Source organism: Brevundimonas sp., assembly GCF_031412435.1.
Taxonomy (GTDB): domain Bacteria; phylum Pseudomonadota; class Alphaproteobacteria; order Caulobacterales; family Caulobacteraceae; genus Brevundimonas.
In genome coordinates, this window is the sequence record NZ_JANODA010000079.1 from 59959 (window position 1) to 71741 (window position 11783).

Genomic DNA, 11783 nt, shown 5'->3' on the forward strand with positions numbered 1-11783 from the left:
GCAAGGGCTTTAAGCGGCTTGTTGCATCGCACACGGCGCGGCATGGTCGCGCCGTGACCGCCCCTGCCCCGACCACGCCTGAAGTCGCCTCGCCCGCCGCCAGTCTGCGCGCGGCGCGACGGATCGTGGTCAAGGTCGGGTCGTCGCTTGTGGTGGACCAGAAGGCCCCGGCGACTGTGTGGCTGGCCGGGCTGGCCGCCGACATCGCAGCCTTGCGGGCGCAGGGACGGCAGGTGGTGGTCGTGTCCTCGGGCGCCGTGGCCCTGGGGCGTGGGCGGCTGGGGCTGGAAAAGAACGCCCGGCTGGACGAGAAACAGGCCGCCGCCGCGGTCGGACAATCCTTGCTGATGCAAGCCTGGGAGGCGGCGCTGGCGGGCGCGGGCCTGACGCCCGGACAGGTGCTGCTGACGCGGGACGATACCGAACGACGCCGGCGCTGGCTCAACGCCCGGGCCACGCTGGAGGCCCTGCTCAAGCTCGGCGTGGTGCCCGTGGTCAACGAGAACGACACCGTCGCGACCGAGGAAATCCGCTACGGCGACAACGACCGGCTGGCGGCGCGGACGGCGCAGCTGGTGCGGGCGGATCTGCTGATCCTGCTGTCGGACGTCGATGGTCTGTACACGGCCGATCCCCGCCGCGACCCGGCGGCCCAGCACCTGCCGCTGATCGAGAGCCTCGGGCCGGAGGTGCTGGCCATGGCCGGCGGGGCCAATGCGGAAGCCGCCTTGGGCACCGGCGGCATGGCGACCAAGCTGGAGGCGGCGCGGATCGCGCGCTCCGCGGGGTGCGCCACGCTGATCGTCTCGGGGCTGGAGGCGCGGCCGTTGAGCGCGGTGGCCGCCGGCGCTCGAGCCAGCCTGATCACCGCGCCAGCCACGCCCCTGCAGGCCTACAAGTCCTGGATCGCGGGCAGCCTCGAGCCCGCGGGATCGCTGGCCGTGGACAACGGGGCTGCGCAGGCGCTCGCAGGCGGCCGCAGCCTGCTGGCGTCGGGCGTGAAGCGGGTCGACGGCCGGTTCGACCGGGGCGACTGCGTGCGCGTCATCGGCGCCGACGGCGGGGTGCTGGGGCTCGGGCTCGCCGCCTATGCCGCCGACGAGATGGACAAGATCCGGGGCCGCCACTCGGGCGAGATCGAGGCGCTGGTCGGCTACAAGGGACCGGGCGTGGCCATTCATCGCGACGACCTGGTGCTGCACGGATGAGCAACGTTCAGGCCACGATGCTGGAGCGCGGACGGCGCGCTCGGGCGGCGGCGGACGCCGTGCGCCTCGCCCCGGCCGGGGTCCGATCCGCAGCTTTGACGGCTATGGCGGCGGCGCTTCGAGCACGTGCCGATGCGATCCTTGAGGCCAACGCACGCGACATCGACCGGGCCCGGACGAACGGCATTGCGGAGGCCCAGATCGACCGGCTGGCCCTGGACCCGGCGCGTATCGAGGCCATGGCGGCGGCGGTGGACGAGGTTTCGGCCTTTCCCGATCCGCTGGGCGTCGAGACCGCCCGCTGGACCCGGCCGAACGGGCTCGATTTCGCCCGGGTGCGGACACCGATCGGGGTCCTGGCCATCATCTATGAGAGCCGGCCCAATGTGACCGCCGATGCGGCGGCCCTGTGCATCCGCTCGGGCAATGTCGCCATCCTTCGCTGCGGATCGGATTGCCTCGACAGTTCGCTGGCCATCCATGCGGCCGTGATCGAGGGACTGGCGGCGGCGGGTCTGCGGGAGGATGCGGTGCAGCTGGTCGACACGCCGGATCGGGCGGCGGTCGGGGCGCTGCTGACCGGGTTGGAGGGAGCCATCGACCTTCTGATCCCGCGCGGCGGCAAGAGTCTGGTCGCCCGGGTTCAGGCCGAAGCGCGCGTTCCGGTGCTGGGCCACCTGGAAGGGATCAACCACACCTATCTGCACGCCTCGGCCGAGGTCGGAATGGCGCGGGACGTGGTCGTGAACGCCAAGATGCGGCGCGTGTCCGTGTGCGGATCGACGGAGACCTTGCTGGTGGACCGGGCGGGCGCGGACCGGCTGTTGCCCCCGGTGGCGAAGGCGCTGATCGCTGCAGGCTGCGAACTGCGCGGAGATGCGGAGGCGAAGGCCCTCGTCCCGGCGATGCGCGCCGCGACGGACGACGACTGGGGCCACGAGTTCCTGGCGCCGGTTCTGGCGGTGAAGATCGTCGACGGGCTGGACGCGGCGGTGGAGCATATCCGGGACCACGGCTCGGGGCATACCGACGCCATCGTGGCGGCGGACGAAACGGCGGCGGCGGACTTCCTCAACCGCGTCGACAGCGCCATCGTGCTGTGGAACGCCTCGACCCAGTTCGCGGACGGGGGAGAGTTCGGCTTCGGCGGGGAGATCGGCATCTCGACCTCGCGCCTGCATGCGCGCGGGCCGGTCGGCGCGGAGCAGCTGACCAGCTACAAATACGTCGTGCGCGGGAGCGGTCAGACCCGACCCTGACCAATGGTCAGATCCAGCGGCCGCGAGGCGTGTAGTCGGCCACCGCCGAGGTCGAGCACCATGCGACGCCCCGCGAAGGCCTCCATGCCGACGAGAGCCGCCGGGAAGCCCGGCAGGGGGACGTCGGCGTAGATGGGCGTGGCGGCGTCGCGATAGAGCTGGTCCCCGATGGTGATCGTTCGTGACCGGACGATCTGCGAGTCGATCGACCCTCCGAACACGATGCTGGCCCCCCTCTGCGACGGTCGACCGTCCAGCAGGCCCGCCCCCTCCGCCGCCTCGCGCGACAGGGCCAGCAAGGCCGAGGCGCCCGTGTCGACCACCGCCTGGATCGTCGCGCCCTCGACTGTGACCTCGGTCGTGAGGGCGCCGTGCGTCTTCGAAACGGAGATGGCGGCGACGTCCGTGGGAAGGACATGCCCCTCGCGCGGCAGGAAGCGCATGCGGCGTTCCTCCGTGTCCAGCTCCAGCACCGTCTCGCCGAGCAGATCCTGTCCGAGGATCAGCGGCGCCGAAAGCCCCTCGCCCACGGCCAGCGGTCCCAGCGACAGGATGGCGGCGCGCAGGGCCTCGATCCGCAGACCGCCGACCGTGACGTCCAGGGTGACGCCGCGTCCCATCTGGGCTCCGCCGCCGACCCCATAGGCGACCAGCGGGATGTCGAACGCCTGGGTCAGGCCCAGGCTCTGGAACAGCGCGCGATCGATGACGGAATACTGGGCCCCGGAATCGACCAGGGCGCGCACCGGCCGGCCGGCGACGGTGACCCGCACGGTGGGCACCGAGGCGCGCCGTTCGTCATAGGGCAGCCAGCCGCTTGATCCCTCCGGGCCGAAAACGACGCCGGGATCGCGCCACAGCACATGGTCCCTCAGCCACCACGCCCCGCCGAGACCGGCGGCGACAAGGGCGACGCGGGTCAGAAGGGCGCGGCGGTTCATGTCCTGACAGTGGGGATGGGATGCGGCGCTGTCGAGGCGCGGCGGCGTCGCAATCGTCCTTCCGCGTCCCTGGGGGAAGAAGCGCAACGGGACTCCGGAATTCAGAGTCCGGATAGTCCGTAGAGTCTGGTCGGCCCGGACTTCGAAAACACCGTCCGAAGCGTCCGATGCGTTCGAAGCGTTCGCCAACGATGATCCCCTCCGCGCGAAAGGGGTCAGTATGGGGGCGTTTCAGGGAGTGATGGGCAAAACGCCTCTCGTCAGGACCGCGCATTGGAATCGTTGGCGGAATCCGGGGATGTGATGATGGGTATCAAGCGTTTTCCCTCTCCCGCCGGGAGAGGGAACGTTCTTCACACCTCGAAGCGCACGCCCTGGGCAAGGGGCAGGGCGGAGGAGAAGTTCACCGTCTGGGTCTGGCGACGCATATAGGATTTCCACGCATCGGAGCCGGACTCGCGGCCGCCGCCGGTCTCCTTCTCGCCGCCGAAGGCTCCGCCGATCTCGGCGCCCGACGGGCCGATGTTGACGCTGGCGATGCCGCAGTCCGAGCCCCAGGCCGACAGAAAGGCCTCGGCCTCGCGCACGCTGTCGGTGAAGACGCAGCTCGAGAGCCCCTGCGGCACCGCATTCTGCATCGCCACGGCCTCGTCGAACATCCGCCACGTCAGGACGTAGAGGATGGGGGCGAAGGTCTCGTGCTGCACGACGGCGCTCTGGGCCGGCATGCGGACGATGGCGGGCCGGACATAGGCGCCCTCGCGGGTTCCGCCGACCACGATCTGACCGCCCTGCTCGACCGCCTGTCCGAGCGCGCGGTCGAAGCCCTTCGCGGCGTCTTCGTCGATCAGAGGGCCGACAAGAACCCCGTCCTCGCGCGGATCGCCGATCGGCAGGGTGGCGTAGGCTTTCGCCAGTCGTTCGATCAAAGCCTCGGCGACATCCTGATGCACCAGCAGGCGGCGCAGGGTCGTGCAGCGCTGGCCGCAGGTGCCGACGGCGGAGAAGGCGATGGCGCGCACCGCCATGTCCATGTCGGCGCTCGGCGTGACGATCATGGCGTTGTTGCCGCCGAGCTCCAGCAGCGAGCGACCGAGGCGCCCGGCGACGGTCGTGGCGACCGCCTTGCCCATCCGGGTGGAGCCCGTGGCGGAGACCAGGGCCACGCGCGGATCGGCGGCCAGGGCCTCCCCGACGTCGCGACCGCCGACCAGAAGCTGGACCAGGCCTTCGGGCGCATCGCCGAACCGGGCCAGGGCGCGCTGCATCACGGCATGGGTGGCGATCGCGGTCAGGGGCGTCTTCTCCGACGGCTTCCAGATCACCGGATCGCCGCAGACGAGTGCGAGCGCCGCGTTCCAGGCCCAGACGGCGACCGGGAAGTTGAAGGCCGAGATGACCGCGACCGGTCCCAGGGGCTGCCAGGTCTCGCGCATGTGGTGGCCGGGGCGTTCGCTGGGCAGGGTCAGGCCATAGAGCTGGCGCGACAGGCCGACGGCGAAGTCGCAGATGTCGATCATCTCCTGCACCTCGCCCAAACCCTCGGAGGTGATCTTGCCGGCCTCGAGCGTAACCAGCATGGCGAGGTCGTCCTTGGCCACGCGCAGCTCTTCGCCCAGCAGCCGGACCAGCTCCCCCCGGCGCGGCGCGGGGATGCGACGCCAGGCGTCGAAGGCGCTCGTCGCGGCGGCGACGGCGGCCCCGGTCGCTGCGGCGTCAACGACGCGAACGGGCGCTCCGGCCGAGCCGTCGATGGGCGAACGGGTCGGCATCCCGGAGGGATCGAAGGTGGCGTCGGACACACCGAGGCGGGTCAGGATGGCTTGGGCGATCTGGGCTGCGGTCATGTCGCCTCATAGACGAGACCCTCTCCCGGCGGGAGAGGGCTTGAGGCTCGGAGAGCAGAGCGATCCGCCAGGAGGACGGATGGCGGGAGGTTGGACACATCCGACCCTCACCCGATCGCGCAAGACCGTCGCCCTGAGGGGCGCCGTGCGCGATCTCCCTCTCCCACCGGGAGAGGGAGGCTTTCAGCGCCTACCAGCGGCGACCGTCGCGGTCCCGGCGCTCCTCACGCAGGTTGCGAGAGATCCGGTCCAGGCGGTCCTGGAGGTCGCGACGTTCCCAGTTCGACAGGCCGTCGCGGCGATAGCGCCACTCCAGACGCTGGTACTCTTCCAGCTGGAAGCGCAGGTTCTGGGCCTCGCGGCGACTGATGCGGCCGTTGTAGGCGGCACGATCGATGCGTTGGGCCAGACGGGCCTGGTCGCCGTTCAGGCCGCCGCCGTTCCAGCCGCCATTGTAGCCGCCGTTGTGGTTCTGGCCGTAGCCGTAGCCGCCGCCACGGTCACCGTGGCCTCGGCCGTAGTCCTGGGCCAGCGTCGGGGTCGCGATCGCGACCGCCGACGCGGCCAGCAGAGAAAGCAGGGCTTTCTTCGTCAGGGCGGTCGTCATGATCTTCTTCCTTCATCTCGGCCCGGGGGTGGGCTGCGAGGAGAAGAAAAGCATGGTGAAGCTGACACCCGTCTGAGCCCGTTGTTGTGAAACCGACAGGTTGATGAACGGCTACGCTTGCTGTGTGCGTTTTCGCGTCGGTCTGTGGGTTCGACCTGCGCAGGGCCGAAGTCGTCGCGTCTTCATCCCCGCTTCACCCTCTTGCGAAACCGGGCGTCAACGGCCCGCGCTGCAAGATGGGATGGAACGGACGAGGGACCACGATGGCGCGCGCGCAATTCCAGAAGGGCCAGAAGGTCTGGGTCGAGTGCGTCGGCGCCTGGGCCCAGATCGAAAAGGTCCAGCCCGTCTGGGCCAAGGGTTTCGAGGAGCCGGTCAAGGTCACCTACGACGTCGGTCTGGGACGCGAGTTCCAGGCGACCGAACTGATGCTGCCGGCCGAAGACGACGCGGGCGCCGACGTCGGCGACTGGCGTCTGCTGCGTGCGCGCAACAAGTGGCAGCAGGCCGAGGACGTGCCGCACCATCCCTATCCGGGCACCTATCCCGTCGTGGTCACCGATCCGGCCGACTGGGGCGGCTGGCGCGTGCCCGGCGCGGAATATGACCGCGATCCCCAGCGGATAGAGTTCCAGGCGCGCCTGATCGCCGCCTCGCCGCGCCTGATGGAACTGGCGCAGAAACTGATCGATACGGTCGCCGAAAGCCCCGACGACGCGCCGCCCGAGACCCTCGCCCTGGCCCGTCAGGCGCGCGAGGTCCTGAAGTCCGTGACCGAAGTTCTGGCCCCCGCCCCGGAGGCTTCTGCGCCCGCGCCACGCGCACACGCCGCGTAAGAGAGATTCGTTAACCAAACCTCGACAGGATTCCGCGACGCAGCCTAGATTCCGAAGCGTCGTCGAATCGCCCAACGCCTGACCCAGCCGCCCCGGCCGGGACGCCGCGAGCATGTCCGGGAGAGAGATTTGCGGGGCGCCGATCGCCGCATTCAGCAGCCGGGACGACGGTCACAGGACCGTCCCGAAGGCTTGCCTGCGTGGGGTCGGGTGCTGGTGCTCGCCCTGACGCTCGGCCTCGCGATCTACGTCGTCCTGTTTGCGCGCGAGAGCACACGGCCCGCACGCGAGGCGTCGGTGCTGAAGGCCGAGGCCTTGCGGCGCGACGCCGACCTGGGCGCCGCCCTGCTGGACGCCAAACTGGCGAAGGCCGGGGTGGGGCTGAACGTCGCCAGCCAGCGCCTGAGAACCAACCCGGGCCGCCCGCTGGACGCGCTGGAGGCCGCGCGCGCCGCCGCGCCGGACAGCGCCTTCGCCGTGATGGACGCCGCCGGCGTCGCGAGCGCTGCAGTCGGGGCCGGCGCCGCCGAGTTCCGCCCGTTGGCGGCTGCTGCAAATCCCGCCGCGCCCCGGGCGACCCGGGACCGCAGGGCCATCCTGTCGACCGCATCACAGGCCCCGGGTCTGGTCGCGCTGACTCCCGTCGCGGACGAGGCCGGCTTGCGCACCCTGGTCGTGTCGCCGACCGAGGGCCTGATCGCGGGCGCCGCCGGCGTCTCGTTGAAAGAAAGACTGGGCGTCGAGTTGGCGACCCTGACGTCGACCGAAGCCGCTGTCCGCGGAGCCCCTCGCCCCGACGAGGCCATCGAGGCGACATCCTCGCCCGTCGGCGGCAGCGGACTGGTGGTTGTCGCCTGGCGACGGGAGACGACCGGCGCCGCGGCCATCATCAGTGACCTGTGGTTGCTGATCGCCCCTCTCGGGCTGGGCGTCCTGGTCCTCGGCCTGGCGCTGTTGCAGCGCTGGCGACAGGCGCGTGCGTCCAAGGCCTGGCAGGAGACCGAGCACCGCTTCCGCGTCGCCGTCGAGGCGGCGCGCTGCGGCGTCTGGGAGTGGGACCTCAACGCCGGCGAGGTCGTGGTGTCGGACTTCATGGCCGAACTGCTGGGCCTTCCCGCCGGGGGCTCAGTGAGCGCGGAGGCTGTGATGGAGCGGATTCATCCCCGCTATCGGGATCTGGTCGAACACGCGCTGCGTCAGGCTTCGACCTTCGGCGCGTTCGAGGTGACCTTCCCGGTCCCGCTGTCGACCGGCGGCGCGCGCTGGATCGATGCCCGGGGTCAGGCGCGAGGCGTTCGGGGCGAGGACGGTTTCAGCATCATCCTGGGCGTCGCCCTGGACATCACCGAGGCCCGCCGCGCCAAGGCCCAGGCCCAGGCGGCCGAGAATCGTCTGCGGGACGGCATCGAGAGCGTGTCGGACGCCTTCGTCCTGTTCGACAAGCATGGACGCCTGATCCTGTGGAACCAGGCCTTCAAGGACGCCTTCGGCTTCGCCGACGAGGCGGTGCGCAAGGGCGCGATGAAGGACGAACTCAACCGCATCGCCGCGCTCGCCATCAAGGAGGAACGCCCCTCCGCCGAAGGCCGCGCCGGCGCGCGCGAGGTCGAACTGCACGACGGCCGGGTGCTGCAGCTGTCCGAACGCTTCACCGGCGACGGCGGCACCGTGGTCACCGCCGCCGACGTCACGGCCATCCGCCGTCAGGAGCTCGAGCGCCAGAGGGCCGCCGACAGTCTGCGCATCACCGTCGACCAGCTGGAGACCAGCCAGGAGAAGCTCAGCCTGCTGGCCCGGAAATATGAGATCGCCATGACCCGGGCCGAGGCGGCGAACCAGGCCAAGTCCGAGTTCCTGGCCAATATGTCCCACGAACTGCGCACCCCGCTGAACGCCATCAACGGCTTCTCGGAGATCATGGCCGGCGAGATGTTCGGGCCTCTGGGCGACGCCAGATACAAGGGCTATGCCGCCGACATCCTGAAGTCCGGCCAGCACCTGCTCAGCCTGATCAACGACATCCTCGACATGGCCAAGATCGAGGCGGGCAAGATGACGCTGCATTATGAGCCGGTCGATCTGGTCGAGGTGTGCGAGGACGCCATCCGGCTGATGCGCGGCAAGGCGCAGGATTCGGGTCTGACCCTGTCGCTGCAGGCGGCCAATCTGCCCGAGATCGACGCCGATTATCGCGGGCTGAAACAGGTCATGCTGAACCTGATCTCCAACGCTGTGAAGTTCACGCCGGAGGGTGGCGAGATCACCGTGTCGCTCGAGACCCTGTCCGGCGATCGGGTGCGGATCGCGGTCATCGACACGGGCATCGGCATCGCCGCCCAGGACCTGGCCCGCCTGGCCCAGCCCTTCGAACAGGTCGAGGGACAGCATTCCAAGACGACGCAAGGCACCGGCCTCGGCCTGTCCCTGACCAAGGCCCTGATCGAGTTGCACCAGGGCCAGATGCTGATGGAGAGCGAGCCGGGGATCGGCACCACCGTCAGCTTCGACATCCCGATGAAACGCCCCGGCGCGGCGGTCGAACAGGCCCGGGCCGCCTAGGTTCTGACCTAGGGTTTGACCCGGAAAAGCGCGAGCGACTTTCCGGTCGGATCGAGCCTCGGAAGCGGGAGCCACGGCTCCAGGATCACCAGGGCGATGATCGCCAGAGCCACGGCGATCACGCCGAGCCAGAACCATTCCTGAACTCGAAAACGCTGCATCGATCCCCCCGGATTCTCCGCAGGCTTTTCCGATGAATTCTGCAGAAAAGCTACCTCCGATTGATCGCGGCGGCCTATTTCGCGCGCTGGTTTCCAGCCTTGGCGCCACGGCCGTTTCCACCGCCTTTGCCGCGACCGAGAATCTGGGCGAAGGCGGCGCGGTCGGCCGGTTCCAGCGTGCTGATGATGGCCAGGGTGTCGGCTTCGAGACGACGACGACCGCGAATCTCGGCGTCGCGCGACTGGTCCAGCAGCCGTTCGACGAGCGCCGCGTCAAAGGGTTCGGCGGCGGCGGCGGCGATCGCCTGTCGACGGGCCTCCCGCGCCTGCTGGAAGTCCGGGCGGGCGGCGAGACCTGCGTCCCGCAGCGACTGGCGCACACGGACGCGCACATCGGGGCTGAGTGCGGCGACGAGTTCGCGCGGCGAGGCGCGACGGTCGTCCCGGTCCTTGCCCTCTAACCGGCTTTCGATCGGCGCCCGACCTGCCAGGGCGGTGTAGGCGGCGGTCGCGGCGAACAGGTTCACAGCCACCGATGCGGCCAGGGCGACGCCGAGCACGATGGCGAGCGTGCGCGTATTCATCCCAGGACCTCGGTTTCATCGAAGCCGCCGAGCATGGCCTGATCCAGAACGGCGTCGGCCTGGGCCTGTGTCGCTAGATGGCCGCCCAGATTCGCACCGAACACCACCCCGGCGCAGGCGGCGGCGGCCCAGCCGGCCCCGCCGATCCACAACAGTTTTCGCAAGCCGGGCCAACCGGCGCGCGCCTTCAGTTCCGCCGACGTCGCCGAGGCGAGGACACGATCACGCAAGGCCGTCGACACAACGGGATTGGGCGACGCGTAGAGAGCGGCGTCGGTCTGACGCGCGTCGAACAGGGCGCGTTCGGCCGCCAGAGGATGGGCGTCGATCCAGGCGCGCGCAGCGTCACGATCGCTCTCCGGCCAACGGCGGACATCGCCGCCAAAGGCGTCAGCCAGTTCGCCGAAACGCGTCTCGTCCATGCGTTCGGGTTTCATCCTCGTCCTCCTTCGACCGCCGGCTCTGCGCCGGGGGCCAGATGCGCCAGTGTCTGCCTCAGGGTCCTGCGACCCCGCGACAGCAGGCTTTCCAACGCCTCGATGCTGACCGACATCAGGCCGGCGGCCTCGATATTGGTCAGCTCCTGATAGTGGCACAGCACGATGGCCTCGCGCTGGCGCTGCGGCAGGGCGGCCAGCGCCCGGTCCACCTGCGCGCCCAGTTGAGCCGTCATGATCCCGCGATCCGGAAGCGGTCCCTCGTCGGGCCGGTCCGGGGGAATCTCGCCCGGAACCTCGCGCCGCCGACGCAGGCGATCGTAGCAGAGGTTCAAAGCCACCCGGTGCAGCCAGGTGTCGAACTTCGCCTTGCCCGGCGTCCAGCGCGGGGCCTGTTTCCAGGCCCTCAGCATGGCGTCCTGCGCCACGTCCTCGGCTTCGACGGGATCGCCCAGCATTCGCTGCGCCAGGGCCAGCATTCGGGGCAGCTTCCGGGCCACCATGGCCTGAATGGCCGCGGGGTCGCCCTGACCCACGCGACGCACCAGATCCTCGTCGGGGTCGACGACAGAAGCCAAACGGTCCCTTTCCCGACGGACGGACAGGCGGGACGGCCAGGCGAGCGCGACCGTCCCCACCCTCTTACTCCGAAGCGGGCGCCGAAGGCGACGCCTGACGACGGGCCATCCGTTCGGCACGACGCTCCCCACGGCTTTCGCGCATGGCCTGCCGGGCTGCGGTGCGTTCCTCGGCGGAGATGAAGCCGTCCTGGTTCGTGTCGACGCGGTTGAACCGGGCCGTCAGGCGGGTCTGGACATCGGCGATGGCCATGGGCTCGCGCGCCTCGGCGCCCTGCCCCCATTCGCCGCCGCCGTGACCGCGACCGCCGCCACGATGACCGCCTTGGCCCATGCCGTGACGACCGCCGCGACCGGCGTGTTCAGCACGATCGCCCCGCGGTTCGCGAGCGGTGAACTCCTCGCGGCTGACGGCGCCGTTGCCGTCCTTGTCGAGCGTCTCGAAACGGGCCGAGGCGCGCTGGTTGCGGCGGGTGTCGATGCCCGACTGGCGTTCCTCGGCGCTGATCGAACCGTCCCGGTTGGCGTCGATCGCTGTCAGGCGGGCGACGCGGCCCTCGACGAACTCGGCGCGGCTGATGCGATCGTCGCCGTCCGTGTCGCCACGGACGCCCCGCATCTGCGCGTGCTGGGCCATGGCGGCGCCGGCGGTCAGGACGGCCAGAACGGCGGCGGCGCCGGCGGCCAGGGTGGATTTCTTCATCTGTTCGTCTCCGAAAAGAACGGCCGCGCAAGCGTCCGCAAGACCCCCGTCTTGGAAGTGTAA

General features: G+C 70.1%; 12 protein-coding genes. 4 read left to right on the plus strand and 8 right to left on the minus strand.

The annotated features are described in order from the left end of the window. The first annotated feature begins 53 nt into the window (after positions 1 to 53). Positions 54 to 1208: a glutamate 5-kinase gene (proB, locus tag RMO01_RS15330; RefSeq protein WP_409013090.1), complete on the plus strand. Its 1155-nt coding sequence runs from the start codon at positions 54 to 56 to the stop codon at positions 1206 to 1208. Then, the gene (locus RMO01_RS15335) at positions 1205 to 2467 is read left to right on the plus strand and encodes a glutamate-5-semialdehyde dehydrogenase (protein ID WP_309629933.1); all 1263 of its coding nucleotides are present in this window, start codon (positions 1205 to 1207) and stop codon (positions 2465 to 2467) included. The genes proB and RMO01_RS15335 overlap by 4 nt, the downstream gene beginning before the upstream one ends. On the opposite strand, the gene RMO01_RS15340 is transcribed toward RMO01_RS15335, so the two are convergent. From RMO01_RS15340 to RMO01_RS15350, 3 genes are all read right to left on the minus strand, one after another. Next, positions 2452 to 3408, minus strand: a complete 957-nt coding sequence (locus RMO01_RS15340; protein WP_309629934.1) for an aspartyl protease family protein — start codon at positions 3406 to 3408, stop codon at positions 2452 to 2454. The genes RMO01_RS15335 and RMO01_RS15340 overlap by 16 nt on opposite strands. Before the next feature lie 353 nt (positions 3409 to 3761). Beyond that, positions 3762 to 5255: an aldehyde dehydrogenase family protein gene (locus RMO01_RS15345; RefSeq protein WP_309629935.1), complete on the minus strand. Its 1494-nt coding sequence runs from the start codon at positions 5253 to 5255 to the stop codon at positions 3762 to 3764. A 190-nt stretch (positions 5256 to 5445) separates the two neighbouring features. Next, positions 5446 to 5862 (minus strand): hypothetical protein, encoded by a 417-nt coding sequence (locus RMO01_RS15350; RefSeq protein ID WP_309629936.1) that lies wholly within the window; start codon positions 5860 to 5862, stop codon positions 5446 to 5448. 263 nt (positions 5863 to 6125) lie between these two features. On the opposite strand from RMO01_RS15350, the gene RMO01_RS15355 reads away from it, so the two are divergent. Further along, positions 6126 to 6698: a hypothetical protein gene (locus tag RMO01_RS15355; protein ID WP_309629937.1), complete on the plus strand. Its 573-nt coding sequence runs from the start codon at positions 6126 to 6128 to the stop codon at positions 6696 to 6698. A gap of 192 nt (positions 6699 to 6890) precedes the next feature. Beyond that, positions 6891 to 9257 carry an ATP-binding protein gene (locus tag RMO01_RS15360; protein ID WP_309629938.1) on the plus strand — a complete coding sequence of 789 codons (2367 nt, stop codon included), beginning with the start codon at positions 6891 to 6893 and terminating at the stop codon, positions 9255 to 9257. A gap of 8 nt (positions 9258 to 9265) precedes the next feature. On the opposite strand, the gene RMO01_RS15365 is transcribed toward RMO01_RS15360, so the two are convergent. From RMO01_RS15365 to RMO01_RS15385, 5 genes are all read right to left on the minus strand, one after another. Next, on the minus strand, positions 9266 to 9418 hold the full coding sequence (locus tag RMO01_RS15365) for a hypothetical protein (protein ID WP_309629939.1): 153 nt from the start codon (positions 9416 to 9418) through the stop codon (positions 9266 to 9268). A 74-nt stretch (positions 9419 to 9492) separates the two neighbouring features. Then, the gene (locus RMO01_RS15370) at positions 9493 to 10002 is read right to left on the minus strand and encodes a periplasmic heavy metal sensor (protein ID WP_309629940.1); all 510 of its coding nucleotides are present in this window, start codon (positions 10000 to 10002) and stop codon (positions 9493 to 9495) included. Beyond that, on the minus strand, positions 9999 to 10439 hold the full coding sequence (locus RMO01_RS15375; protein ID WP_309629941.1) for a hypothetical protein: 441 nt from the start codon (positions 10437 to 10439) through the stop codon (positions 9999 to 10001). Before RMO01_RS15375 ends, RMO01_RS15370 begins: the two co-directional genes overlap by 4 nt. Then, positions 10436 to 11044: an RNA polymerase sigma factor gene (locus tag RMO01_RS15380; RefSeq protein WP_309629959.1), complete on the minus strand. Its 609-nt coding sequence runs from the start codon at positions 11042 to 11044 to the stop codon at positions 10436 to 10438. The genes RMO01_RS15375 and RMO01_RS15380 overlap by 4 nt, the downstream gene beginning before the upstream one ends. A gap of 37 nt (positions 11045 to 11081) precedes the next feature. Next, positions 11082 to 11720 carry a hypothetical protein gene (locus tag RMO01_RS15385; RefSeq protein WP_309629942.1) on the minus strand — a complete coding sequence of 213 codons (639 nt, stop codon included), beginning with the start codon at positions 11718 to 11720 and terminating at the stop codon, positions 11082 to 11084. Between the last annotated feature and the right edge of the window lie 63 nt (positions 11721 to 11783).

What these genes read in the sequence shown, in the direction of transcription:
- RMO01_RS15335 (WP_309629933.1), top strand. Translation starts at nt 1,205, where the DNA reads ATGAGCAACGTTCAGGCCACGATGCTGGAGCGCGGACGGCGCGCTCGG.
- RMO01_RS15370 (WP_309629940.1), bottom strand. Translation starts at nt 10,002, where the DNA reads ATGAATACGCGCACGCTCGCCATCGTGCTCGGCGTCGCCCTGGCCGCA.
- RMO01_RS15345 (WP_309629935.1), bottom strand. Translation starts at nt 5,255, where the DNA reads ATGACCGCAGCCCAGATCGCCCAAGCCATCCTGACCCGCCTCGGTGTG.
- RMO01_RS15385 (WP_309629942.1), bottom strand. Translation starts at nt 11,720, where the DNA reads ATGAAGAAATCCACCCTGGCCGCCGGCGCCGCCGCCGTTCTGGCCGTC.
- RMO01_RS15375 (WP_309629941.1), bottom strand. Translation starts at nt 10,439, where the DNA reads ATGAAACCCGAACGCATGGACGAGACGCGTTTCGGCGAACTGGCTGAC.
- RMO01_RS15355 (WP_309629937.1), top strand. Translation starts at nt 6,126, where the DNA reads ATGGCGCGCGCGCAATTCCAGAAGGGCCAGAAGGTCTGGGTCGAGTGC.
- RMO01_RS15340 (WP_309629934.1), bottom strand. Translation starts at nt 3,408, where the DNA reads ATGAACCGCCGCGCCCTTCTGACCCGCGTCGCCCTTGTCGCCGCCGGT.
- RMO01_RS15365 (WP_309629939.1), bottom strand. Translation starts at nt 9,418, where the DNA reads ATGCAGCGTTTTCGAGTTCAGGAATGGTTCTGGCTCGGCGTGATCGCC.
- RMO01_RS15350 (WP_309629936.1), bottom strand. Translation starts at nt 5,862, where the DNA reads ATGACGACCGCCCTGACGAAGAAAGCCCTGCTTTCTCTGCTGGCCGCG.